Below are 23,184 nucleotides of genomic sequence, written 5' to 3' on the forward strand. Positions count from 1 at the left end.
GGTGCGGGCGGTACAGACCAGTCCGGCGGTGGTCGCGCCGGTGATCCTGGTGTGGCTGGTGCTGCAACGATATGCCCAGCGCTGGGCCGTGATCGCGGCGTTCGCCACCGCCGCGGTAGCCGCCGCGGTCAGCATCGCCGTGCAGCATCGGCGCCTCGACGTCGGCGCGATGGTTCCGCACCTGGAGCTGACGCTGCCGCAGTGGAGCTGGCAGGCGGTGATCGGTGTGGCGATTCCGCTCTACATCGTCACCATGGCCTCACAGAACATCCCCGGCACCGCGGTGCTGGCCTCGTTCGACTACCAGGTGCCGTGGCGCGCCGCGATGACGGTCACCGGGCTCGGCACCATCGTCGGCGCGCCCGCGGGCGGGCACGCGATCAATCTCGCCGCCATCAGCGCCGCGCTGTCGGCGGCTCCCACGGCGCATCCGGACCCGAAGCGGCGCTGGATCGCGGCGTTCACCACGGGCGCGATGTACCTGCTGCTCGCGCTCGGCTCGGCCGCCTTGGTCACGCTGATCGCGACCGCTCCGGCCGGAACGCTGGAAACCGTCGCGGGCCTGGCCCTGCTGGCGACCCTGGCCGCGGCCCTCGGTGCGGCGCTGCGCTCCGAACACCGCGAGGCCGCCGTGGTGACCTTCCTGATCGCCGCCTCCGGGGTCGGCTTCGCGAACATCGGCGCCGCCTTCTGGGCATTGCTCGCCGGTCTCGTGGTGCGCAAGGTGCTGCCGCAGCAGAAATAAGTGCAGCCGAGCGGAGGTCGAAGCAGCCGCCCCATGGACACAGCCGGACGGAGTCCGTCGACAGCCCGCGCCGGGCCGAGCCGAGGCCGAGGCAGCCGCCCCATGGACACAGCCGGACGGAGTCCGTCGACAGCCCGCGCCGGGCCGAGCGGAGGCGAGGCAGCCGCTCAGGCGCGCAGCGCGGCCTGGAAGCGGCGCATGCCGTCGATCCAGCGGTCGTAGTCGGAACCCTTGTGGCGGTACATCTTCAGCACCTCGGGGTGGGGCAGGATCAGGAAGTGCTCGTCGGCCACCCCGGCGAGCACGATGTCGGCGACCTCCGCCGGCGTCAGCACCGCGCCCGCGCTGGTCACGGCCTTCACCGCGAGTTCGGCTTCGGCGGCGTGCTCCGGCGGAACGAGGCCGCCGCGCAGCAGGCGCGTATCCACACCCATCGGGCAGACGCAGCTCACCCGCACTCCCCGGTCGCCGTAGGTGACCGACAGCCATTCCGCGAAACCGACGGCCGCGTGCTTGGACACCGCGTAGGGGGCCGAACCGAGCTGGGTGAGCAATCCAGCCGCCGATGCCGTGCCGACGAAATAGCCACCGCCGCGAGCCAGCCACCCCGGCACGAGCAGCCGCGCCGCGCGCACGTGGGCCATCACGTTGACCTCCAGCGCCGCCGCCCACTGCTCATCGGTGCTGTCCAGGCCCGCGCCGCCGCCGATGCCCGCGTTCGCGAAGTACATGTCGACCGGCCCGAACTCCGCCTCGGCGCGGTCGAGCAACGCGCGGATCACCGCCTCGTCGGCCACGTCCCCGCCGACCGCTACCGCGTCCGCTCCCAGAGACTCCGCGACGCGCGCGGCGCTCTCGCCGTCGAGGTCCGCGAGCACCACGCGCGCACCGGCGGCGACCAGCCGGGCGGCCAACGCCGCCCCGATCCCAGCGCCCGCCCCCGTGACGATGGCAACTTTGCCCGAAATCTCCATTCCCGCACCCTAGCGGCAGATCCGGCCCCCGCCGAGAAGACCGCGATCACCTGATAGCGGTCGCGCGGCGTTTCTGCGCGGAGTGGAAACCCCGTGCCCGGCTGAGAATCCGTGGACTCTCGATCGGACTCGACGTCGAGGTATTCAGCCCGAATTCGCCAGGCGCTCCAGCAGCGGGGCGGTGCGCGGACCGACCAGCTCGCGCATCACCAGCGCCATGTTCGTCCGCTCGACGCCGGGGATCTTGAGGATCTGCCCGGCGATGCGATACAGGTCGTCGGCGTCCCGCGCGACGACCCGCACGGTGAGATCGGTGAGTCCGGTCATGCCGCACACCTCGGTCACCTCGGGCACCTCGGCGAGTTCGTCCACCACCGCGTCCAGCTGATGCTGGTCGACGACCACCGCGACGAACGCCGCGAGCGGATAGCCGAGCGCGCGCGGCTCGACCCGCCGCTCGAAGCTGCCCAGCACGCCACCGGCCTCCCAGCGGGACAACCGGGCCTGCACGGTATTGCGGGACAGGCCGAGCCGGGTGGCCAGCTCGACACCCGTCGCCCTCGGGTTGGCGACCAGCTCCAATAACAGCCTGGCGTCGGTGGCGTCCAGGCTCACGCCAGCGCTTTCTCTGGTCATACCACGCAGTATGACATCACTACGCGGGTCGCAATTGAGCATTCTGCCCATGCCGCCGCCGACCACTTGCGCAGTTCGCATTCGGGTGGATGCTGTGAGGTAGGACACAATCCGACCAGTCGAGGAGGCGACCACCCATGCCGGGCAAACCCGAGTATCCGGTGCAGCTGGTGCAGCCGGACGGTCGCCGCGTCCTCGATCGCGAGCACGCCGCGCTGGTCGCCGACATCGGGCCGGACGCGTTGCGGGCGCTGTACGCGGACATGGTGGTGGCCCGCCGCATCGACCTCGAGGCCACCGCCCTGCAACGGCAAGGCCAGCTCGGCCTGTGGGCGCCCATGCTCGGGCAGGAGGCCGCCCAGGTCGGCTCCGCGCACGCGCTGCATCCCGACGACTACGTCTTCTGCAGCTATCGCGAGACGGCGGTGGCCTACTGCCGCGGCGTGCCGCCCACCGATCTCACCCGGCTGTGGCGCGGTGCGGCACATCATTGCTGGGATCCGCACGCGGTGAACATGACCAACCCCAACATCGTCGTCGGCTCGCAGGGCCTGCACGCCACCGGCTACGCGTTCGCGGCGCACCTGGACGGCGCGGAGATAGCCACCATCGCGTACTTCGGCGACGGCGCCAGCAGCCAGGGCGATCTGGCCGAAGCGCTCGGATTCGCCGCGACCTGGAGCGCGCCGGTGGTGTTCTTCTGCCAGAACAACCAGTGGGCGATCAGCGCGCCGGTGCGGGTGCAGAGCGCGACGCCGATCGCCCAGCGCGCGTACGGCTACGGCATGCCCGGCACGCAGGTCGACGGCAACGACGTGCTCGCGGTCCTCGCGGTGACCAGGCAGGCGATCGCCAGGGCGCGTTCGGGCGGCGGCCCGTCGTTCATCGAGGCGCTCACCTACCGGATGGGCCCGCACACCACGGCCGACGATCCCACCCGCTACCGTTCGGCCGCCGAGACCGAGCAGTGGGCGCGGCGCGATCCGATCGACCGGATCCGCAGACTGCTCGAACGTGAGGGCCACTGGGACGACGCGTTCGGCACGCGGGTCGCCGAGCGATCGGACGCGGTGGCCGCGGCGGTGCGCCGCGCGACCATCGACATGCCCGATCCCGCGCCGAGCGAGCTTTTCGACCACGTCTACACCGCCCCGCATCCGCTGATCACCGAACAGCGGCGGGCGTACGCGGAATACCTGGCCGGCGATCCCGGCGGGTCCTCCGCACGAGGAGAAGGAGTCCCGCGATGATCACCACCTTCGCCGCCGCGCTCAACACCGGCCTGCGCCGCGCGCTGGAGGACGATCCGAAGGTCTTGCTGATGGGCGAGGACATCGGCCGTCTCGGCGGGGTGTTCCGGGTGACCGACACGTTGCAGAAGGACTTCGGCGACAACCGCGTCATTGATACGCCACTGGCCGAATCAGGCATCGTGGGAACCGCTTTCGGCATGGCGCTGCGCGGCTACCGGCCGGTGTGCGAGATCCAGTTCGACGGCTTCGTCTATCCCGCCTTCGACCAGATCGTCTCGCACGTCGCCAAGATCAACTACCGCACCCAGGGAAAGGTGCACGCGCCGTTGACCATTCGCATCCCGTTCGGCGGCGGGATCGGTTCGGTCGAGCACCACTCCGAATCGCCCGAGGTGTATTTCGCGCACACCGCCGGGCTGCGTGTCGTGACACCGAGCAACCCGGCCGACGCGTACTCGATGATCCGAGCGGCCATCGCGCTGAACGATCCGGTGATCTTCTTCGAGCCCAAACGCAGGTACTGGGACAAGGCCGACGTCGATTTCGCCGCGCTCGACCGCGACGGCGGCCTGCCGCTGGATCGCGCGCGCGTGTGCGTCACGGGTGCGGACGCGACCGTCGTCGCCTACGGCGGGACCGTGGCGACCGCGCTGACGGCCGCGAAGATCGCGGCGGAAGAAGGACACTTACTCGAGGTGATCGATCTGCGCAGCCTCTCGCCGATCGACTTCGACACCGTCGAGCGGTCGGTCGCGAAGACCGGGCGGCTGATCGTCACGCACGAGGCTCCGGTGTTCGCCGGGCTCGGCGCCGAGATTGCCGCGCGGATCACCGAGCGCTGCTTCTACCACCTGGAAGCGCCCGTGCTGCGCGTCGGCGGATTCGACATCCCCTACCCCCCGGCTAAGCTCGAGAAGCACCATCTGCCCGACCCCGACCGCATTCTCGACGCGGTCGACCGTTCCCTCGCCGCGTGAGGCGGGCTCGCCGTAGTGAGAGGTGCCGCGTGGAAAACGCTGCCCACCAGGATCTTCCGGCATCCGTGCTGGAATTCCGGCTGCCGGACCTCGGCGAAGGGCTGACCGACGCCGAACTGGTGTCGTGGGCGGTGGCCGTGGGCGACACGGTCGAGCTGAACCAGGCCATCGCCGACGTGGAGACGGCCAAGGCGGTCGTCTCGTTGCCGTCGCCGTTCGCGGGCCGGGTGGTCGAACTGCTGGCGCAGCCGGGCGACACCGTGGCGGTCGGAGCGCCGCTCATTCGCATACGAACAGCGGGAGCCGAAGAGGCAGCGAGCGAAACGGGCCGCACTTCGGTCCTGGTCGGCTACGGTCCCGAGGCGGAGGCGACGTCCCGGCGGCGTCCTCCGGCACAGTCCGGCGCTTCGCGAACCGAAAGCACGGATAGCCAGCCGGAGGAGCCCGGCCTTTCGCGGCCCGACGATGCGGACAGCGTGGCGGAGGAACCGCAGCGACAGTCGGACCTCGCGCTCGGCGCGACGCGGGCGGCGGCGACGCCCGCCGCGCGGAAACTGGCTCGCGAACTCGGCCTGGACCTGTGGTTCATCGCGGGTTCCGGCCCCGGCGGCGCGGTCACGGTCGACGACGTGCGCGGCGCGGTGCCCGTCTCGCAGCCGCGCGTGGCCACCGTGCCCGCCGTCGCGGATGCCGGACCGGTCCGCCCGTCCGTTCGCGAGGAGCGCACCCCGATCAGCGGCATCCGCAAACGCACCGCGGCGGCGATGCTCACCAGCGCGCGCACCATCCCGCAGGCGAGCACGTTCGTCACCGTGGACTGCACCGCCTCGATGGAGCTACTCGATCATCTGCGCGGCACGAAGTCCTTCGCGAACCTCACCCTGACCCCGCTGCCCTTGGTCGCGCAGGCGGCGCTGGCCGCGCTCGCCGACTTCCCCGGCATGAACGCCTGCTGGGACGAAACCGCTCAAGAGATCGTCACCAAGCACTACGTCAACCTGGGCATCGCGGTGGCGACCGAGCGCGGGCTGCTGGTGCCGAACATCAAAGAGGCGCAGACCCTGAGCCTGCGCGACCTGACCAGGGAGATCAGCTGGCTGGCCGACACCGCGCGCGCGGGCGGCGCGACGCCCGCCGAGCTGCGCGGCGGCACGTTCACCATCACCAACGTCGGCGTCTTCGGCGTGGACGCGGGGGTCCCGCTGGTCAATCCGGGCGAGGCCGCGATCCTGTGCCTCGGCTCGATCCGTCAGCGGCCGTGGGTGGTGCGCGACGAGATCGCGGTCCGGTGGGTCACCACCCTTGGCGTCAGCTTCGACCATCGCATGGTCGACGGCGAACTCGCCGCCCGCTTCCTCGCCACGGTGGCGGGATTCCTGGAGGACCCGCTCACCCTGCTCAGCCGCGTCTGAGTCGCCAGGTCATTCGGTGACGAGCGCGGCGGCGGCCGTGCGGATGACCTCGGGGATCTCGACCGGCTTGCGGGTCTCGGCGTCCACGTAGACGTGCACGAAGACGCCGGTGGCGGCCAGCTCGAGCGCGCCGTCTGCCTCACGGAAGATGGCCAGGTCGTAGGTGATGCTGGAGCGGCCGAGCCGCGAGATGCGCAGGCCGACCTGCAACTGATCCGGGAAACTGATCGAGCCCAGGTACTGGCAGGAGGTCTGCGCGACCACGCCGAGCGCGGGCAGCTCGCGGATGTCGGTTCCGGTGGCGTGCATCAACCACGCGTTGACCGCGGTGTCGAAGTACGAGTAGTAGGTCACGTTGTTCACGTGCCCGTAGTGGTCGTTGTCGGCCCACCGGGTCGGCACCGGCCAGAGCACCGGATACTGCTGCGTCACCCGGCCGACGATAGCTCAGTGGTGGTCACGCTGTGACGATCGTGCCGCGTGTGGGGCCCTACGTGGCTACGCGAGCTCCCTCCTCCGGGCCTGACCGCACTCGGCTGTGCCGGTGGTCGCGCGGGGAGACGCCGAAGTGCCGTTTGAACGCGGTGCTCAGCGCGAAGGCGCTGCCGTACCCGACCTGACGGGCGATGGCCTCGATGGTGGCGTCGGATTCCTGCAACAGGTCGGCGGCCAGCGCCAGCCGCCATTCGGTGAGGAACGCCATCGGCGGTTCGCCCACCAAGTCGGTGAACCGGCGCGCCAGCGCGGCCCGCGACACCCCCACCGCCTCGGCCAGGCCCGCGACCGTCCACCCGTGCGCCGGATTGTGCTGCAACAGGCGCAGGGCTTTCCCGACCAGCGGGTCGCCGTAAGCGTGGTACCACGAGGGCGCGTCGTCGCGGGAGAACCAGGCGCGCAGCGCGGCGATCAGCACCAGATCCAGCAGACGGTCCAGCACCGCGCTCTGCGCGGGCTCATCCTTGGTCGTCTCGTCGACCAGCAAGTCGAGCACTCTGCTGTCGAACTCGCCGCGCCGCAATACCAGCACCGGCGGGAGCGCGCGCAACAGGCGACGGCTGGCCGCGCCCGCGGACTCGTAGGTTCCGGTGACCATGAGGGTGGCTCCGGCAGGATCGGTTCCCCACTGCCGCACACCCAGACTCAAGGTCTCGCAGAGGATTTCGCCCTGCGGCGTCTTCGTCACCTGACCGGGGTGGATGATGATCTGTGGTGCGGTCGCCGGATCGTCGGCCACCGTGTACGGCGCGGGCCCGCGGAAGATCGCCACATCGCCCGCGCCGAGCTGCCGCGGCGCGCCCGCGTCGGTGACGATCCACGCGCCGCCACGGATCATCGCCAGCACGGTCAGCGGAGCCTCGTCCTGGATGCGCAGCGACCACGGCGGGTTCAGCAGCGAACACATCAGGAACGCGCCGCGAGCGCGAGGGCCTTCGAGCAGACTGGCGAGCGCATCCACGCCGCCACAGTAGACGATCGAGCATGATCATGTGCTGTTCGGCCAAGTTCCGTCTCGCAACGGACCACCCAAGGCGGTGGGATGCGAGCGGATCGCGCCCAATAGCGGGGTGTTGGCGGCCTCCGGAATCCGGAATGGCCGGGCCGCTCCGCACGTTCCACATAGTGCAGAGAACTCGCTCGCGGACGTGACGCGCAATGGCGAGCGTCCCGCACGGTCGCACGACCAGGTCAACGGCGCCCTGGACCGATTCCGCGGGCGAGGCTGCCCGTGCCGGAGGTTTTCTCGGTACCGTCGAAATGGTGTTGAGCCCGACGGTCGATCGTCAGATCCGCGTGGCGCGTGCCGCGGTGTTCACGGTTTTCGGGTTGAACGGCTTCCTGCTCGCCATGTGGGTGGTGCACATCCCGGTCGTCACCGACCGCACGGGGGTCTCCAAATCGACGCTGGGCATGTTCATCCTGCTGATGTCCGGCGCGGGCATCATCGGGATGCGGCTGGCCGGCCCGCTCGCCGATCGGTTCGGCAGCAGGACGCTGGTGGGGGCCGCGGCGTGCTTGGGATCGGTCGCGGTGGTCGGTCCCGGCTTCGCCACCGGGCCGTTCACCTTGGCGCTCGCGCTGGCCTGCTTCGGTTTCGGCAACGGCGCGCTGGACGTGTCGATGAACACCCAAGCGGTGCATGTGGAACGGGCCTACCGGCGCCCGATCATGGCCGCCTTCCACGCGTTGTTCTCCGGTGGGGGCCTGCTCGGTTCACTGCTCGGAGCCGCCGCGCTCCGGGCGGGCTCGGACGTGCGGGTGACCTTGGTCGTCGCCGCGACGAGCTGCGTCGCGCTGACCCTCACGCTGGTGCCGCGGTTGCTGCGGGAGTCGGCGGCGGGCGCGGAAACACCGCAGTCCCATGACGTCGCGTCCGTCCACAGGACCGGCCTCGACCCAGCTGCCCCGGACCACGGCGCGAAAGTGCCGCAAGCCCAGGGCGCTGTATCCCGGCATGACGTCGAGCTGATCGGGTCGGACGCCCTCTCCGTCACACAGCCGCAGGAGCCCGTTTCCCATGCCCCGACCCACCTCGATGCCCGAGCACGCAGCCGGAAGGTGCTCGCGCTGGCCGTTATCGCCTTCGCCCTGCTGCTGGCCGAAGGCGTGGCCGCCGACTGGAGCGCCTTGCAGCTGCGCGAACACCTCGGCGCCGACGCGGCCACCGCGGCGCTCGCCTTCGGCGCCTTCTCCACCACGATGACGATCGGGCGTTTCGGCGCCGACCGGGTGAACCACGCCTTCGGCGGGGTCGCGGTGGTGCGCTACGGCTCGCTCCTCGCGGCCATCGGCTTGGCCGTCATCGTGGTCTCGCCGTGGATACCGCTGACGCTGTTCGGCTGGGCCTTGACCGGGCTCGGACTCGCCGGAGGTGTCCCGCAGATCTTTAGCTCGGCGGGGAATCTGGGCTCACACACGGCCGCGACCGATATGTCGCGGGTGTTCAGCGTGGGCTACCTGGGCTTGCTCGCCGGGCCGACGATCATCGGCTGGCTCACCGCCGTGGTGTCGCTGACCACGGCGATGGTCGTGCCGATGCTCGCCGTACTGCTGTGCTGCGGGTACGCGGGCGTCGTCGCCACGCCGCGTGAGCAGGCACGCTGACCGGATCACGAACTCCAGGACAGCTCGACCATCGGCACCCGGTCGATCGCCGTGCTCGTGGCTTCCTCGATGATGCGGCTCAGGTTCCGGTACGCCCGCGGGCGCGTGCGCCGGTAGTCGTCGAGAACGGCGGCAGACTCCTCGGAACTCAGCACCCGGGCCACGGCCGAAACCCGGTGACGCGCACCGATGCTCACGTGACAGTGCGGATCGGCGGCGAGATTGCGGAACCACTGGGCCTGTGCGCCGAACCCGGAGGCGATGACCGCGCGGTCGGGGTTCGGCCGTGCCACCGTCTCCAGCACCACGTAGCGCGGACGACCCGAGCGACGGCCGGTGTGCTCCAGCAGCAGTAGCCGTCCACCGAACAGGAAGCCGAGCCGAGCCCGGAACACGGCGATCGGCGCGCGCACGAACCATCTGGTCCGCAACAACCGCGCGCCGATGCTCGTCATGGCTCCAGACTAGCGTTCATCGACCGCTACTTGGGGGCCACCAGGCACAGGGTGATCGGCTCCGGCTTGGGGTAGACGATCGTGTCGTTCTCGGTCGCCTTCGCTCCGCACGCCGACTTGTCGGCAGTGCCGCGCACGATCCGGCCGATCTTGAAGTCCGCCGTCGAGCCGCAGGCCACCTTGGTGCTCGCGCCGAGGAAGCCGCCGTCGATGCAGTCCCCCTCCTTGACATTCAGCCGCAGGCACAGCGTGTACTCGTCGCCGCCGGTTTGGTAATAGCTGGCGTAGTCCTTGGTGGGGCAGTTCGCGTTCGCGCCGTCGAGCCGTTGCGCCACCACATAATTCGCTTCGGGATCGGAGCAGTCCTTGGTCGCGAACTCGGCTTTGACGGTGGTGCCGGACAACTTCGCGCACTGACCGATATCGATCTTCTCGCCGTCCGAACGGAAAACGGTGCGAGCGCCAACGACCAGCAACCCGATCGCCAGGACGACGCCGAGTATGCCGAGGATCTTGCCGACACCGCTCCCGCCGCGATTCTGCTGGGGCGGGGGTCCCGGCGGCGGGAACCCGCCAGCGGGGTAACCCGGCTGCTGCGGGAAACCACCCTACGGCGGAAAGCCCGGCTGCGGCTGACCGGGGTACCCGGGCTGCGGGTAACCCTGCGGCTGGCCCGGCTGCCCCGGAAAGCCTTGTGGCGCACCGGAAGGCGGCTGCTGCGGGTAGCCGGGCTGGCCTGGATACGGTTGATTCGGTGGTGTGGTCATGGATCCCCTCCCCGGGTCTCGCTTGGTTCCGTGCGCGCAGGGGCGACGGGCGAACCCATGGAATCTAGCCGATCGGCGCCGGTAGCGCCGTGCGGGATGCCAGCCGGCTCCCCGGACCGGATAGGCCAACCGGCGCAACGGCTTCGGCGCACCGAAGCCGTTGCGGCGGGTTCACAGATACAGTCCCGGATTCACCGCGTCCACGGCAACGGCGTCGATCCGCGCCTCGCCGTCGCGCACCGAGACCAGTTCGGCCAAGGTCGCGCCGTCCGGAAACACGGCGGCCGCGCCCGGCTGCTCCCGCTCCAGCCACGCCGCCGACTCGCCGGAGGACAGCCGCCCGATCTCGATCCGCGCCAGGCACCGGCCCGGCCGCGTCACGGCCGGATGCAGGCGGGACAAGTCCTCGTTGGTGGTGATGGCGACGAGCACGTCCCTGCCCTGGCCGAGCATGCCGTCGGTCAGGTTCAGCAGCCGGGAGAGTCCTTGGCCCGCCGCTTCCTTCGCCTCTCCGCGAATCAGCTCGTCACAGTCCTCCAGAACCAGCATCCGCCAGCGCGGCGCGCCCTCGTCGGTGTTGTCCACACCGGCGGCGACCTCCATGAGATAGCCGGGCTTGCCGAACATCACCTCGGGATCGAGCACGCAGTCGAGCTGGCACCAGCCGCCCCAGGCCCGCGCCAGCGCGCGCAGCGCGGTGGTCTTCCCGGTGCCGGGCGGGCCGTGCAGCAGCACCAGCCTGCCGCGCACGTCGTCGGCGGTGAGCGACATCAGGCGATCGAGCGCGGTGGCGACCGGCCCCGCGTAGTTGCCGCGGATCGATGCCCACTCCGGAGCCGTGATCGAGCGCGCGCGCCGCTGCGGACCGTGGGTGTGCATGTGCCAGAAGCCCATCTCGACGGTCTCACCCACCTCGGGCGGCGCCGCCGCGTCCCGGATCGCCTCGGCGAGCAGTTCGTCCGCGAGCGTCTCGGTGACGGCGGTGACCTCGACCATCGCCGAGCCGCCCGACCAGCGCACCGACCGCAGCGACCAGCCGGGGCCGACGACCAGCGTGGCCGCGCTGTCGTTGTCGCGCACGGTGCGCACCACGCGACCGCGACCCGGACGCAGCGGCGCGTCCGGCCGCACTCGTTCCAGATGCGCGGTGCGCGCGCACGGATGATCGCCGCGCAGGAACGGACCGAGCGCGAGGGCATCGATCGCGTCGCGGATGGAGTAGGTGGAATCGACTACGACGGTCCACGGCAGCCGCTCGGCCGGATCGGCCGAGGGCTCCCCGGGACCGATCAACCGAAGAGGCTCATGACGTGCGGACACTCCGAGAATGATCCGGGGCGGCGTGGCACGGTGTCCATCGAATTACGACAGTGCCCCCTCCGCACCACGGCGGAGGGGGCACTGCGCGGAAACGCGTCGCCTACAGCGCCTTCAGTTCCTCGGTGACTGCTCCGACGGACTTCTTGGCGTCGCCGAACAGCATGGAGGTGTGGTCGGCGTAGAACAGCGGGTTGTCGATGCCGGCGAATCCACTGTTCATGGAGCGCTTGAGCACGATCACCGACTTGGCCTGGTCGACGTTGAGCACGGGCATGCCGTAGATCGGGCTGGAGGCGTCCTCGCGGGCGGCGGGGTTGGTGACGTCGTTGGCGCCGATCACCAGGGCGACGTCGGTGCGGCCGAATTCGCCGTTGATGTCGTCCATTTCCTTGAGCGCGTCGTAGGAGACCTCGGCCTCGGCCAAAAGGACGTTCATGTGGCCCGGCATGCGACCGGCCACCGGGTGGATGGCGTATTTGACCTCCACGCCTTTAGCTTCCAGCAGCGAGGCCATCTCCTTGACCGCGTGCTGCGCCTGCGCGACCGCCATGCCGTAGCCGGGCACGACGATCACCTGGTTGGCGTAGGCCATCTGGATCGCGGCGTCCGCGGCGGAGGTGGCCTTGGCCTGCTTCTGCTCACCACCAGCCCCGGCGACAGCCGCGCCGCCGCCACCGAAGCCGCCCGCGACGATGGCCGGGATGGACCGGTTCATCGCCTTGGCCATCAGGTTGGTCAGGATGGTGCCGGACGCGCCGACGATCATGCCCGCCACGATCATCGCGGTGTTGTTCAGCGCCAGACCCGCCGCCGCGGCCGACAACCCGGTCAGCGCGTTGAGCAGCGAGATCACCACGGGCATGTCCGCGCCGCCGATGGGCAGCACGACCATCAACCCGAGCACGCCCGCCAGCACCAGAACCGCGATCATCCACAGCTGCGACACCCCCTCACCGGTGGCGCCGACGCCGATCACGACCGCCGCGGCGATCGCGCCCAGCAGCAGCAACAGGTTCAGCGGCTGCTGCAACTTGCCGATCCCGATCGGGCGGCCGGGCAGGATCTCCTGCAACTTGCCGAACGCGATCAGCGAGCCCCAGAACGACACCGAACCGATGATCGCCGCGAACAGCGACCCGATCACGATGTGCACCGTCGGCTCTTCGTCGAAGTGCGAGAACCCCTGGGAATTGATGAATTCCGACCAGGCGATGAGCGCGACCGTGCCGCCGCCGACACCGTTGAACGCGGCCACCAACTGCGGCATCGCGGTCATCTTGGTGTATTTCGCCGGGGGCACGCCCAGCACGACACCGACCACCAGGCCTGCGACGATGAGAATCCAGTTGCTGGTGTGGCGGATCGAGATCAGCGTCGCGATCACCGCGATCACCATGCCGACCGCGGCGATCAAGTTGCCGCGCACCGCGGTCTTCGGGCCGGTCAAGCCCATCAGACCGTAGATGAACAGCGAGAACGACACGATGTAGAGACCGTTGACCAGATAGGTCACGTTGTCGAAGGTGTGCATCACTCACCGGCCTTCTGCGCGGCGGCGGGCTTCTTGCCCTTGAACATGCCCAGCATGCGGTCGGTGACCACGAAACCACCGATCACGTTCAAGGTTCCGAACACCACCGCGACGAACAGGATGATCTGGGTCAGGATCGACGGATCCTGCACATTGCCGAGGGTGACCAGCGCACCGAGCACCACGATGCCGTGGATGGCGTTGGTGCCCGACATCAACGGCGTGTGCAGGGTGTTGGGCACCTTGGAGATCACGGCGAAACCGACGAACCCGGACAGCACCAGGATCGCGATATTCGCCAGCAATTCGGTATACATCAGTTCTCCACCTTCGCCTCGGTCGCGTCCTTCACCTGCGCAGGTTCGGTCGCGCTTGCGGGCGCGTCCGGTTCGCGGGTGACGCAGGAATCCGCCAGCACCTGGTCGCCGAAATCGGGGGCGAGCTTGCCGTCGACGAGCATCAACTCCAGCAGCGCCGCGATGTTCTTCGAATACAACTCCGAAGCGTGCTCGGGCATGGTGGCGGGCAGGTTCAACGGCGAGGCGATGGTCACCTCGTGCTTGACCACCGTCTGTCCCGGCTCGGTCAGCTCGCAGTTGCCGCCGGTCTCACCGGCCAGGTCCACGATCACGCTGCCGGGCTTCATACCCTCCACCGCGGCGGCCGTCACCAGTCGCGGCGCGGGGCGACCCGGCACCAGCGCGGTGGTGATCACCACGTCGAAGCCCTTGATCGCGTCCTCGAGCGCCTGCTGCTGCTTGGCCTTCTCCTCATCGGTGAGTTCGCGGGCATACCCGCCCTCACCGGCCGCGTCGATACCCAGATCCAGCCACTGCGCACCCACCGACCGCACCTGATCGGCCACCTCGGGACGCACGTCGTAACCGGTGGTGCGGCCACCGAGGCGCTTGGCGGTCGCCAGCGCCTGCAACCCGGCCACACCCACGCCCAGCACCAGCACCGTCGCGGGCTTCACCGTGCCCGCCGCCGTGGTCAGCATGGGGAAGAAGCGGGTGGACTCCGAGGCCGCCAACAGCACCGCCTTGTACCCGGCCACGTTCGCCTGCGAGGACAGCGCGTCCATCACCTGCGCACGCGAGATCCGCGGAATCGCCTCCACCGCGAACGCCTGTACCCCCGCCGCTTTCAGCGCGCCGATCTGATTGTCGGCGTTGCGCGGCGCGAGGAACCCGATCAGCGTCTGCCCCGACGACAGTTTCGCGACTTCGGCGTCACTGGGCGGAGCCACCTTCACCACCACCTCCGCCGACCACGGATCACCGATCGACGCGCCCGCCGCCACATAGGCTTCGTCGGGAATCAGCGCGCCCTTCCCGGCCCCGGACTCCACGACGACCTCGACGCCCTGCTTCAACAGGCTCGGGATGATCTTCGGCACCAATGCGACACGTCGCTCGCCCGCGTTGGATTCGCGAACGACACCGACACGCGCGCCGCGCGGCGATGGATCGCCTACGCTCTGCGTTGTCTCCACTTGTCAGACTTCCTTCTCTTACTGAGCTTCAGGCAACGGGTAGACGACCGGGCGATGTTACCGATGAGTAAGTTCGCCCAAATCCTCGCCACTGTACCTGGCCCGCGGTGAGCCTAGCTGAGATGCCCGTCACACACGCCGGGCGAATCGCTCTGGTGACGTCCGATACCGTCCGGTCGCCACCGAGCGAACAGCGGGCCGCCGGGGGACGGTCCATCCTTTCCTTTCTCGTGTGATCGTGGTCTCCGCAGGTGAACACGGCAAGACCGTACAGAGAAGTTGGTTACCCACCTCGAGGTTGGCCACCAGGTGGGACGTGTATCCCACAGCGGCATAGTGATGTGCGTCATGCCGATCGAGGATCCGGGGTGTTCCGCGCGCCTCGTACGCCGTATGGTCCAGCGTGTGAACGACTGCGTCTTCTGCCGCATCGTGGCGGGCGAGGCACCGGCGGCGAAAGTGTACGAGGACGACGCGCTGTGCGCGTTTCTCGACATCCGGCCGATCGCTCGCGGGCACACGCTGGTGATACCGAAGCGGCACGCCGCCGAGCTGGAGGATCTCGACGCCGAGCTCGGCGCGCAGATCTTCCGGGCCGGTCATCGGCTCGCGCTGGCCATCCGGCGCAGCCGCCTGGCCGCCGACGGCGCCAATCTGGTGCTCAACGACGGAAGGGCGGCGTTCCAGACCGTCCCGCACGTCCACCTGCACGTGATCCCGCGCAGACACGGCGACACGCTGCGGTTCGCAAAGGGTTTCCTCCTGCGCCGCCCGCATGATCCGGTAGCCACCGCCGCGGCCATCCGGGACGGCATCGCGGCATTGGACAACGAGGGCGCGAGCCCGGAAAAGGAAAACGAGGGATGACCGAGACGATCGATCGGGTCGCGCTGATCGACCTGCTGTCGCGGCAGTGGGAGGCGATCGACGCGCTGATCGCGCCGCTGGACGAGGAACGCTGGCGCACCCCGTCGTCGCTGCCCGGCTGGACCGTGTTCGACGTCGTCGCCCACGTCATCGGCACCGAGTCCTTCCTGCTGGGCGACCGGCCGCCCGCGCACGACCCGACCAGGGCCAAGACCGACGTGAGCACGCTGCCGTACGTGCGCAACGAGACCGCGGTGCTCAACGAGATCTGGGTCGACCGGCTGCGCCCGCTGTCCGGCGCCCGTCTGCTCGAGCTGTATCGCGAGGTCATCGACCGCAGGCGCACGGCGCTCGCGGCGATGGGCGACGCCGAGTGGGAGAAGGAGACGGTCTCGCCGATCGGGCAGGTGACCTACGGCAAGTTCATGCGGGTGCGGTTGTTCGACTGCTGGATGCACGAACTCGACATCGCCGACGCGCTCGGCGTGCGCGTCGAGGAGGGCGGCCCCCGCGGCGAGCTGGCGTTCGCCGAGTTCGCGGGCAACATCCCACGGGTGGTGGCGAAGAAGGGCGAGGCGCCGGACGGTGCGCGGATCGCGTTCGCGCTCACCGGGCCGCTGGCCAGGACCTTGCGCATCCAAGTGGCGGGCCGGGCGAACTACGTCGACGCGTTCGACGGACCCGCCACGGTCGAGATCACTCTCGACTCACGGCTTTTCGTGCGCTTGGGCGGCGGCCGGACGACCGCCGAGGAGCACATGGACGAGATCACCGTCGAGGGCGACGACGAACTCGGGCAGCGCCTCGTCCGCCACTTGGCCTTCACCCTCTGACCCGTGCGACTGTTCCTGTCCAGCTACCGGTTCGGCGCGCACTACGACCGGCTCCGCGCACTCGCGGGGCCGCCGGGCCGCGTCGCGCTGATCCCGAATGCCTGCGACGCCTGGCCGCAGGCATGGGCGGGCGCGGTGACCAGCGACCTCGCGCCGCTGCGCGAACTCGGCTACCGGCCCGAGGTGCTCGACCTGCGCGAGTACATCGGCCGGGAGGCCGAGCTGGAACGCGAGCTGGCGGGATTCCCGCTGCTGTGGGTGCGCGGGGGCAACACCTTCGTGTTGCGCGCCCAATTCGCGCGCAGCGGCGCGGATCGGATTCTGCCCCGGCTGCTCGCCGCCGACGCGCTCGTCTACGCCGGTTACAGCGCCGGGGCCTGTGTGATGACCCCGGACCTGCACGGCCTGGAGTCGGTGGACGATCCGGCCGAGGTCGCACCGGCCTGCGGCGTCGAACCCAGGTGGGACGGATTGGGTTTGGTGGAACGCCGCATCGTGCCGCACATCGATTCGGCCACCGACCCCACCGGCGACTGCACGCGCCTCGCGGCTCGTTACCGCGCCGACGGCGTCGCGCACTGGGCGTTGACCGACGACGACGCGATCGTCGTCGACGGCGAGCGCACCGAAGTGCTGATCAGTCCGCCCTCGTCGTAACAGTTTCGGCAGCCGTCCGGCTGGAGTCCGTGACACCGACCGGTGGACTCGCGCAGGTTCCCGGCACCGGCGACTCCCGGTACGTTTCTCTCCGACGGCCCTCGAGGGTCCCTCGCGCCCCGGAGGACACACAGCCGGTGCCGATCGATGCCCGTCGGATTCACCACGGCCAGGTCGTCCGAAGCGGCGACCACCTCGTCCGGACGCGGTTTCCCGACCGACCCGACCGGATACCGGCGTCCAGGACACATCTTCGGCGCCTCACATCGCGTCGGGCATGAGCTCCGGTTCCGGCTCCACCGCGCGGCGGAAGACCACCCAGCGCATCGCGCTGTACATGTAGATCGCCTCGCACGCGCCCGCCAGCAATCGGGACACGTGGTATTCCAGGCCGAGCGCGGTGAGCCCGCTGCCGATGCCGAGGATGAACGCGAGGTAGTTGACCACGACCACCGCGACGTACACCGCGGCCTGCCTGCCGACCGGAGCGTGGGAGTGGAAGTTGAACGTGCGGTTGAGTACGAACGCGAGCCCGAACGCGCAGACGTATGCCACCGTCACCGACGACCACACCGGCAGATCCAACCAGCCGTGCAGAACGGTGAGCAGTGCCAAGTCGACGGCGAAGGTGCCGCTGTTGATCAGCGCGAAGCCGAGGAAGGTCGGCGGGACGAGACGGTTCAGCCCGAACGGCAGCCGGTGTGTGAGCGCCCCGCACCAGTGGGTGAACCGGTCGGCGATGGTGTCGGCGGTCTCGGACAGCTCGTGCACGCGGCCAGCGTGCCAGCGGCAGATGTCCGGCAGATGAGCGGACGGCGACCGCGGGGTGGCTCAGCCGATCTGGGCTCGGCCCGGGTCCTCCGAGGCGTGATCCAGGCTCGCCCAGACAGCCAGGCACCGCCGCCGCGCGACATCGTCCGCCTCCGTCAGCAGCGCCTCCAGCAACTCGCGGGGCTCGCGCCGCCAGAGGTCGGCCAGCTCGGCGAGAGCCTCCTTGCCGAAAACACCGGAGCGGTCCAGCGCGGTCAGCCATTCCTCGTGCTCACCCGCGTGCACCCGGCGCAGCACGTCCTGATCGAAGCCGTCCTCGACGAACTCGCTGGAGAACATCGCGGCGACCAGCTCCCGGCGACTCGGTTGTTCGCCCTGCATCCGTTCCATCCCTCCACGTGGTACGCGGCGCCACGACATGGCGCCGGGAGAACTCGATGCCCCGAACAGTCAAGCCCCTGTCGGCATTCTGGTCTCCCGTAGGCGGTAATACCACTGGGGCGGGTGACATCACATCACGGGGCTTCCGTTCGCCACACGCGCGTGGGTCGCCCGAGCGGCAAATATCGGGCACGGGGAGCTAGCGTGAGGTGGTGGACCTGCATGACTTGATCGCCGCCCTCCCCGACGGCGCGGTGCTCACCGACGCCGACCTGCTGGCGAGCTACCGGCAGGATTGGGCGCGTGATCCCGGCGCCGGCACCGCCCTGGCCGTGGTGCGTGCCACCAGCACCGACGACGTAGCCGCGACGCTGCGCTGGGCCGCCGCCCGTCGCGTCCCGGTGATTCCGCGCGGGGCCGGCTCGGGGCTGTCCGGCGGCGCGACGGCCGTCGACGGAGCGATCGTGCTGACCACCGAACGGATGCGGGACATCTCCGTCGACCCGGTGACCCGCACCGCGGTGGTGCAGCCGGGCCTGCTCAACGCCGAGGTCAAGCGCGCGGTCGCGGAACACGGGCTGTGGTATCCGCCCGATCCGTCGTCGTTCGAGATCTGCTCGATCGGCGGCAACGCCGCGACCAACGCGGGCGGGCTGTGCTGTGTGAAGTACGGCGTCACCACCGATTACGTGCTCGGCATGCAGGTCGTGCTCGCCGACGGCACCGTCGTGCGGCTCGGCGGCCCGCGTTTGAAGGACTCGGCCGGGCTGTCGCTGACCAAGCTGTTCGTCGGCAGCGAGGGCACGCTGGGCGTGATCACCGAGCTGACCCTGCGGCTGCTGCCCGCGCAACCGCCGCAGAGCACGGTCGTCGCCAGCTTCCCCACGCTCACCGCCGCCACCGACGCGATCCTGGCCATCACCGGCGAACTGCGCCCATCGATGCTCGAGTTCATGGACTCGGTGTCGATCAACGCCGTGGAAGACGAGCTGCGGATGGGATTGGACCGGACGGCGGCCGCGCTACTGGTCGCCCGCTCCGACGCCCCCGGCGAATTCGCCCACCGCGAGGCCGAGATCATGGCGGCCGCCTGCGAGAAGGCGGGCGCGACAGAGGTTTTCCACACCGAGGACCCTTCCGAGGGCGAGGCATTCACGGCCGCACGGCGTTTGGCGATTCCCGCCGTGGAGAAGCTCGGGCCGCTGCTGCTCGAGGACGTCGGCGTGCCGCTGCCCCGGCTCGGCGACTTGGTGAGCGGCGTGGCCGAGATCGCCGAGCGCAACGCCGTGACGGTGTCGGTGATCGCGCACGCGGGCGACGGCAACACCCACCCGCTGATCGTGCACGACCCCGCCGACGCCGACCACACCGCGCGGGCGCACCGCGCCTTCGGCGAGATCATGGACCTCGCCATCGCCCTCGGCGGCACCATCACCGGTGAACACGGCGTCGGACGACTGAAGAAGGCATGGCTGCCCGATCAGCTCGGTCCCGACGTGATGGCCCTGACCCGCCGCATCAAGGACGCACTCGACCCCGACGGCATCCTCAACCCCGGCGCGATCCTCTGACCGCCGCGACGGAACATTCCCCACGCACGAGGAGTTCTACCCCGACATGACGACCAGGCTCGAACACAACGTCGCCGACACCCGCTTCGAGATCTACATCGACGACACCCTCGCCGGGTACGCCGACTACGCCGAACGCGAGGACACCAAGACCCGCGACTTCCACCACACCCTCACCTTCCCCGAATTCCGAGGCCGAGGCGTAGCCGCCCAAGTCGTCGAATACGCCCTCAACGATTCCCGCACCGCCGGTTACTCGGTCATCCCCACCTGCTGGTACGTCGAGCAGTACATCTCCCAGCACCGCGAATACGCCGACTTGGTGAAGTAGACCCGTCGCGAGTGGCACACCAGCGAGAGGTCTACTCGCGTTTTGCCGCAGCCGTGTGCCACTCGCGGATTGATCCCGTGGATGCTGTCGGCGGTCTGAATGGTTAGGGGCGTCCGGACTCGCCGCTGGCTATGCCTGTGGTGAAGGCGTCCCACGCGCATGGCGTGAAGACCAGCGCCGGGCCAGCCGGGTTCTTGGAGTCCCGCACGCCGACACCGCCTCCCGCGAGAAAGGCGGCCTCGACGCATGCTTTGTCGCCGCCGCTACGGGTACTTTTGAACCACTTCGTCTCGCTGAGGATGGTATTCACGGCGCAAACTCCCTTCCTCAGGGGCGCTCGAATGCGCCATGGGCTATGCCAGCGGTGAAGGCATCCCATGCGCCGGGGGTGAACTTCTGGGCTGAGCCGGTCGGGTTCTTGGAGTCCCGCACGCCGACACCGCCCCCGGTGAGGAACGCAACCTCCACGCATTCCTTACCGGCCTGACTGCGGCTGGTCTTGAACCACTTTGCCCCGGATAGCTCAACGTCCACGCTGCTCATGCTCCCTCGCTACCTGCCGCAACAGAGTCCTGCTACGGGCACGAGAATCACCCGTCTCGCGTATATCCTCACACCGTTTGCGGTGCGCGTGCTGGGCTTTCGGAGACCTTTTTCGGTGTACCCGATTCGGGGTGCCCGCACCTACGCGTCGTTGTCTGATGACCGTGCGCACCGGCCGGGTTGGGATTGCAGAGTCCGCGGAGCACCCACTTCAAATCGTCGACACGCCAAGCGAGGACGGGTCGTGCGCACCTCCTACCCGTCGATGCGACCCGAGGTCTTCAGATGGATGCGCCGATAGCTTTCGGAGACACGCCGCTGTCTCGCTGCCACTACTACCGACGAGTGTGCAACCTGCCCGCGATAGTTGACCCGCCCCAGATCGGCCGCATCGTCGTCCGAACCGGAATGGTGTGGGCGGTAACCATGCCCGCCATCCTGGGGCAGCACGTGAAGGTGTGGATGCAGGACCATGGCCACGAGCTGGGGCCGATCCTGTCGCATCCGCGCTCGAAACGATGGACGTTCATCATCCGCCCCGATCTGCCGGACGACGCGCCGCTGTTCGCCGAGATGTTCCGATTGAACGTGTCCATCATCCGTTACGGCGGCATGATCGCGCTGCCGAGCCCCGCCGACCGAGGGACCAAGTTCCGCGCGTGGATTACCCACCCGGACACGGCCTTTCGCCCATCCGGCTGCGTGGTCGTCGCGGCGATCCGCCATTGCGTGGCCGCGAAGCTCGCGCGTGGTCGGCGGGTGATCACATATGCCTGACCGCGCAGTATCCCCCATCCCGTCCGAGCCGGATGTGCACCTGTCGGTGTTCTGGCACGGAGCCCGTCTGGACTTCGTCGCCTGCGTAACGGCCGCATGCCTTTTCGTCCAGGAGTGGCGCGCCCGGCACTGGCACGACGCAGTGGAAGTATCCACAGACATCACCGACGACTACCCGAGACTCCCGTGCGAACGCCTCTACCTGGAGCCCTGACAGCGCCCCACCGCCATCGCCCCGGCAAAGTCCGCGACATGCGTCCACGAGTGGCACACCAGCGAGAAGGTCACTCGCGTTTTGCCGCAACCATGTGCCACTCGTGGCCGCATCGCTTCGAGAGAGGGGGCACGCCTGGGATCGGGCTGACACCGGGCCAAGCGCAGGCATCGGGACGTCCCGGCGATCCGGGTTTCAGATTGCGCGCGCCTATTCGGTGCCGTCGAGCTAAGAGCGGGCGCGCGATGCGATGGACAGGACGTTCGGGCGGCCTATGCTTCGGCGTCTCGAGAGACGACTTCAGGCGCGCCCGAACATCCGGTGATCCAGAAGAACATCACTTCAGCAGGGCGCGGCTCATCACCAGGCGCTGGATCTGGTTGGTGCCCTCGTAGATCTGGGTGATCTTGGCGTCGCGCATCATGCGCTCCACCGGGAAGTCGGTGGTGTAGCCCGCGCCGCCGAAGAGCTGGACGGCGTTGGTGGTGACTTCCATGGCGACGTCGGAGGCGAAGCACTTGGCGGCGGCGGAGATGAAACCGAGGTTCTGCTCGCCGCGCTCGGCGCGGGCGGCCGAGGTGTACACCATGAGGCGGGCGGCCTCGATCTTCATCGCCATGTCGGCGAGCATGAACTGGGTGTTCTGGAAGTCGGCGATCGACTTGCCGAACTGCTTGCGGTCCTTGGTGTAGGCGATCGCCGCGTCCAGTGCGCCCTGGGCCAGGCCGACGGCTTGCGCGCCGATGGTGGGGCGGGTGTGGTCGAGGGTCTGCAGCGCGGTCTTGAAGCCGGTGCCCGGCTCGCCGATGATGCGGTCACCCGGCACCCGGCAGTTCTCGAAGTACAGCTCGGCGGTGGGCGAGCCCTTGATGCCCAGCTTGTGCTCGAGCGGGCCGACCACGAAGCCCTCGTCGTCCTTGTGCACCAGGAAGGCCGAGATGCCGTTGGCGCCCTTCTCCGCGTCGGTCACCGCCATCACGGTGTACCAGGAGGACTTGCCGCCGTTGGTGATCCAGCACTTGGAGCCGTTGATGATCCAGTCGTCGCCCTCCTGCTTGGCCCGGGTGCGCATGCCCGCCGCGTCGGAGCCCGCCTCGCGCTCGGACAGCGCGTAGGAGGCCATCTCGCCGTTGACGATGTCCGGCAGCACCTTGTGCTTCAGCTCCTCGGAGCCGTTCAGGATCAGGCCCATGGTGCCGAGCTTGTTGACGGCCGGGATCAGCGAGGACGACCCGCAGACGCGCGCGACCTCTTCGATCACGATGCAGGTGGCCACCGAGTCGGCGCCCTGGCCGCCGTAGGCCTCCGGCACGTGCACGGCGTTGAAGCCGGAGGCGTTGAGCGCGGTCAGCGCCTCCTCGGGGAAGCGGGAGTTGCCGTCGACGTCCTTGGCGTACGGGGCGATCTCCTTCTCCGCGAGGGCGCGGATCGCTTCGCGCAGCTCATCGTGGAAATCCTCGAGCTTGAACAGGTCGAAATCGGGGTTTCCCGCCATCGGGCTTCACTCCTGGTCGTCGGTGGTCGGCGCCGCTTTCCCTGGAACAAAAGCAGCGAAGCGGCACTCAGTGCCAC

Annotated in this window: 26 protein-coding genes and 1 pseudogene; 12 read left to right on the forward strand and 15 right to left on the reverse strand. The window is 69.2% G+C overall.

What is annotated here, in order from left to right:
- Positions 1–745 (forward strand): benzoate/H(+) symporter BenE family transporter (locus tag NB3_RS15890; protein WP_174553211.1); only part of this gene is annotated, 745 nt, incomplete at its 5' end.
- A 167-nt stretch (positions 746–912) separates the two neighbouring features.
- Here the strand turns inward: NB3_RS15890 and NB3_RS15895 are convergent.
- Both NB3_RS15895 and NB3_RS15900 read right to left on the reverse strand, forming a co-directional pair.
- Positions 913–1,719 carry an SDR family oxidoreductase gene (locus tag NB3_RS15895; protein ID WP_067803278.1) on the reverse strand — a complete coding sequence of 269 codons (807 nt, stop codon included), beginning with the start codon at positions 1,717–1,719 and terminating at the stop codon, positions 913–915.
- 144 nt (positions 1,720–1,863) lie between these two features.
- On the reverse strand, positions 1,864–2,355 hold the full coding sequence (locus NB3_RS15900) for an Lrp/AsnC family transcriptional regulator (RefSeq protein WP_067803280.1): 492 nt from the start codon (positions 2,353–2,355) through the stop codon (positions 1,864–1,866).
- 137 nt (positions 2,356–2,492) lie between these two features.
- On the opposite strand from NB3_RS15900, the gene pdhA reads away from it, so the two are divergent.
- The 3 genes from pdhA to NB3_RS15915 are packed head-to-tail and all read left to right on the forward strand — an operon-like array spanning position 2,493 to position 5,997.
- Positions 2,493–3,605, forward strand: coding sequence for a pyruvate dehydrogenase (acetyl-transferring) E1 component subunit alpha (pdhA, locus tag NB3_RS15905; protein ID WP_067803282.1), 1,113 nt, complete (start codon positions 2,493–2,495; stop codon positions 3,603–3,605).
- Complete coding sequence (locus tag NB3_RS15910; RefSeq protein ID WP_067803285.1) at positions 3,602–4,585, forward strand: alpha-ketoacid dehydrogenase subunit beta; 984 nt, start codon at positions 3,602–3,604, stop codon at positions 4,583–4,585. Before pdhA ends, NB3_RS15910 begins: the two co-directional genes overlap by 4 nt.
- 29 nt (positions 4,586–4,614) lie before the next feature.
- The gene (locus NB3_RS15915; RefSeq protein ID WP_084486280.1) at positions 4,615–5,997 is read left to right on the forward strand and encodes a dihydrolipoamide acetyltransferase family protein; all 1,383 of its coding nucleotides are present in this window, start codon (positions 4,615–4,617) and stop codon (positions 5,995–5,997) included.
- 9 nt (positions 5,998–6,006) lie between these two features.
- Here the strand turns inward: NB3_RS15915 and NB3_RS15920 are convergent, their stop codons facing one another.
- Both NB3_RS15920 and NB3_RS15925 read right to left on the reverse strand, forming a co-directional pair.
- Positions 6,007–6,429: an acyl-CoA thioesterase gene (locus tag NB3_RS15920; RefSeq protein WP_244891925.1), complete on the reverse strand. Its 423-nt coding sequence runs from the start codon at positions 6,427–6,429 to the stop codon at positions 6,007–6,009.
- A gap of 58 nt (positions 6,430–6,487) precedes the next feature.
- Entirely contained in the window at positions 6,488–7,453 is a 966-nt protein-coding gene (locus NB3_RS15925) for an AraC family transcriptional regulator (RefSeq protein WP_067803292.1), read from the reverse strand.
- A 299-nt stretch (positions 7,454–7,752) separates the two neighbouring features.
- On the opposite strand from NB3_RS15925, the gene NB3_RS15930 reads away from it, so the two are divergent.
- Positions 7,753–9,099 (forward strand): MFS transporter, encoded by a 1,347-nt coding sequence (locus NB3_RS15930; RefSeq protein WP_067803295.1) that lies wholly within the window; start codon positions 7,753–7,755, stop codon positions 9,097–9,099.
- 5 nt (positions 9,100–9,104) lie between these two features.
- Here NB3_RS15930 and NB3_RS15935 read toward each other — a convergent pair whose 3' ends face one another.
- The 6 genes from NB3_RS15935 to NB3_RS15960 form a co-directional block, all read right to left on the reverse strand.
- Positions 9,105–9,554, reverse strand: a complete 450-nt coding sequence (locus NB3_RS15935; RefSeq protein WP_067803298.1) for a nitroreductase family deazaflavin-dependent oxidoreductase — start codon at positions 9,552–9,554, stop codon at positions 9,105–9,107.
- Between the two features lie 26 nt (positions 9,555–9,580).
- Complete coding sequence (locus NB3_RS34135) at positions 9,581–10,030, reverse strand: LppU/SCO3897 family protein (protein WP_084486281.1); 450 nt, start codon at positions 10,028–10,030, stop codon at positions 9,581–9,583.
- Positions 10,031–10,492: 462 nt separating this feature from the next.
- Positions 10,493–11,614 (reverse strand): DUF5925 domain-containing protein, encoded by a 1,122-nt coding sequence (locus tag NB3_RS15945; RefSeq protein WP_067803301.1) that lies wholly within the window; start codon positions 11,612–11,614, stop codon positions 10,493–10,495.
- 127 nt (positions 11,615–11,741) lie between these two features.
- The gene (locus tag NB3_RS15950) at positions 11,742–13,172 is read right to left on the reverse strand and encodes an NAD(P)(+) transhydrogenase (Re/Si-specific) subunit beta (RefSeq protein WP_491565892.1); all 1,431 of its coding nucleotides are present in this window, start codon (positions 13,170–13,172) and stop codon (positions 11,742–11,744) included.
- Complete coding sequence (locus NB3_RS15955) at positions 13,172–13,489, reverse strand: NAD(P) transhydrogenase subunit alpha part 2 (protein WP_062971051.1); 318 nt, start codon at positions 13,487–13,489, stop codon at positions 13,172–13,174. Before NB3_RS15955 ends, NB3_RS15950 begins: the two co-directional genes overlap by 1 nt.
- Positions 13,489–14,667, reverse strand: coding sequence for a Re/Si-specific NAD(P)(+) transhydrogenase subunit alpha (locus NB3_RS15960; RefSeq protein ID WP_244891926.1), 1,179 nt, complete (start codon positions 14,665–14,667; stop codon positions 13,489–13,491). The genes NB3_RS15955 and NB3_RS15960 overlap by 1 nt, the downstream gene beginning before the upstream one ends.
- A 405-nt stretch (positions 14,668–15,072) precedes the next feature.
- On the opposite strand from NB3_RS15960, the gene NB3_RS15965 reads away from it, so the two are divergent.
- From NB3_RS15965 to NB3_RS15975, 3 genes are read left to right on the forward strand one after another with little or no spacing between them, the layout of a single operon-like run.
- Positions 15,073–15,534, forward strand: coding sequence for an HIT family protein (locus NB3_RS15965; RefSeq protein ID WP_174553212.1), 462 nt, complete (start codon positions 15,073–15,075; stop codon positions 15,532–15,534).
- Positions 15,531–16,367 carry a maleylpyruvate isomerase family mycothiol-dependent enzyme gene (locus NB3_RS15970; RefSeq protein WP_067803306.1) on the forward strand — a complete coding sequence of 279 codons (837 nt, stop codon included), beginning with the start codon at positions 15,531–15,533 and terminating at the stop codon, positions 16,365–16,367. Before NB3_RS15965 ends, NB3_RS15970 begins: the two co-directional genes overlap by 4 nt.
- Positions 16,368–16,370: 3 nt before the next feature.
- Positions 16,371–17,024, forward strand: coding sequence for a Type 1 glutamine amidotransferase-like domain-containing protein (locus NB3_RS15975; RefSeq protein WP_067803309.1), 654 nt, complete (start codon positions 16,371–16,373; stop codon positions 17,022–17,024).
- A 261-nt stretch (positions 17,025–17,285) separates the two neighbouring features.
- Here the strand turns inward: NB3_RS15975 and NB3_RS15980 are convergent, their stop codons facing one another.
- Positions 17,286–17,795: a GtrA family protein gene (locus NB3_RS15980; protein WP_067803311.1), complete on the reverse strand. Its 510-nt coding sequence runs from the start codon at positions 17,793–17,795 to the stop codon at positions 17,286–17,288.
- A gap of 60 nt (positions 17,796–17,855) precedes the next feature.
- Positions 17,856–18,176: a hypothetical protein gene (locus NB3_RS15985; RefSeq protein WP_067803619.1), complete on the reverse strand. Its 321-nt coding sequence runs from the start codon at positions 18,174–18,176 to the stop codon at positions 17,856–17,858.
- A gap of 212 nt (positions 18,177–18,388) precedes the next feature.
- Between NB3_RS15985 and NB3_RS15990 the strand changes: the two genes are divergently transcribed.
- Both NB3_RS15990 and NB3_RS15995 read left to right on the forward strand, forming a co-directional pair.
- Positions 18,389–19,747, forward strand: a complete 1,359-nt coding sequence (locus tag NB3_RS15990; RefSeq protein ID WP_067803622.1) for an FAD-binding oxidoreductase — start codon at positions 18,389–18,391, stop codon at positions 19,745–19,747.
- Positions 19,748–19,781: 34 nt separating this feature from the next.
- Positions 19,782–20,078: pseudogene (locus NB3_RS15995) on the forward strand (GNAT family N-acetyltransferase); the annotation flags it as partial.
- 103 nt (positions 20,079–20,181) lie between these two features.
- On the opposite strand, the gene NB3_RS34140 reads toward NB3_RS15995, so the two are convergent.
- Positions 20,182–20,388, reverse strand: a complete 207-nt coding sequence (locus NB3_RS34140; protein ID WP_084486283.1) for a DUF397 domain-containing protein — start codon at positions 20,386–20,388, stop codon at positions 20,182–20,184.
- Between the two features lie 17 nt (positions 20,389–20,405).
- Positions 20,406–20,621 (reverse strand): DUF397 domain-containing protein, encoded by a 216-nt coding sequence (locus tag NB3_RS16000; RefSeq protein WP_371855907.1) that lies wholly within the window; start codon positions 20,619–20,621, stop codon positions 20,406–20,408.
- 345 nt (positions 20,622–20,966) lie between these two features.
- Between NB3_RS16000 and NB3_RS16005 the strand changes: the two genes are divergently transcribed.
- Positions 20,967–21,398, forward strand: a complete 432-nt coding sequence (locus tag NB3_RS16005; protein WP_244891927.1) for a DNA-directed RNA polymerase subunit beta — start codon at positions 20,967–20,969, stop codon at positions 21,396–21,398.
- Complete coding sequence (locus tag NB3_RS16010) at positions 21,391–21,612, forward strand: hypothetical protein (protein ID WP_067803320.1); 222 nt, start codon at positions 21,391–21,393, stop codon at positions 21,610–21,612. Before NB3_RS16005 ends, NB3_RS16010 begins: the two co-directional genes overlap by 8 nt.
- Before the next feature lie 337 nt (positions 21,613–21,949).
- Here the strand turns inward: NB3_RS16010 and NB3_RS16015 are convergent, their stop codons facing one another.
- Positions 21,950–23,107 (reverse strand): acyl-CoA dehydrogenase, encoded by a 1,158-nt coding sequence (locus NB3_RS16015; RefSeq protein WP_067803323.1) that lies wholly within the window; start codon positions 23,105–23,107, stop codon positions 21,950–21,952.
- Positions 23,108–23,184: the final 77 nt, after the last annotated feature.

Source organism: Nocardia beijingensis NBRC 16342 (assembly GCF_001612785.1).
Lineage (GTDB): Bacteria > Actinomycetota > Actinomycetes > Mycobacteriales > Mycobacteriaceae > Nocardia > Nocardia beijingensis.

Excerpts from the sequence above, each read along its gene's own strand:
- NB3_RS15895 (WP_067803278.1), bottom strand. The coding sequence starts at position 1,719 with ATGGAGATTTCGGGCAAAGTTGCCATCGTCACGGGGGCGGGCGCTGGG.
- NB3_RS15900 (WP_067803280.1), bottom strand. The coding sequence starts at position 2,355 with ATGACCAGAGAAAGCGCTGGCGTGAGCCTGGACGCCACCGACGCCAGG.
- pdhA (WP_067803282.1), top strand. The coding sequence starts at position 2,493 with ATGCCGGGCAAACCCGAGTATCCGGTGCAGCTGGTGCAGCCGGACGGT.
- NB3_RS15910 (WP_067803285.1), top strand. The coding sequence starts at position 3,602 with ATGATCACCACCTTCGCCGCCGCGCTCAACACCGGCCTGCGCCGCGCG.
- NB3_RS15930 (WP_067803295.1), top strand. The coding sequence starts at position 7,753 with ATGGTGTTGAGCCCGACGGTCGATCGTCAGATCCGCGTGGCGCGTGCC.
- NB3_RS15935 (WP_067803298.1), bottom strand. The coding sequence starts at position 9,554 with ATGACGAGCATCGGCGCGCGGTTGTTGCGGACCAGATGGTTCGTGCGC.
- NB3_RS15950 (WP_491565892.1), bottom strand. The coding sequence starts at position 13,172 with ATGCACACCTTCGACAACGTGACCTATCTGGTCAACGGTCTCTACATC.
- NB3_RS15955 (WP_062971051.1), bottom strand. The coding sequence starts at position 13,489 with ATGTATACCGAATTGCTGGCGAATATCGCGATCCTGGTGCTGTCCGGG.
- NB3_RS15970 (WP_067803306.1), top strand. The coding sequence starts at position 15,531 with ATGACCGAGACGATCGATCGGGTCGCGCTGATCGACCTGCTGTCGCGG.
- NB3_RS15985 (WP_067803619.1), bottom strand. The coding sequence starts at position 18,176 with ATGCAGGGCGAACAACCGAGTCGCCGGGAGCTGGTCGCCGCGATGTTC.
- NB3_RS16000 (WP_371855907.1), bottom strand. The coding sequence starts at position 20,621 with ATGAGCAGCGTGGACGTTGAGCTATCCGGGGCAAAGTGGTTCAAGACC.
- NB3_RS16010 (WP_067803320.1), top strand. The coding sequence starts at position 21,391 with ATGCCTGACCGCGCAGTATCCCCCATCCCGTCCGAGCCGGATGTGCAC.
- NB3_RS16015 (WP_067803323.1), bottom strand. The coding sequence starts at position 23,107 with ATGGCGGGAAACCCCGATTTCGACCTGTTCAAGCTCGAGGATTTCCAC.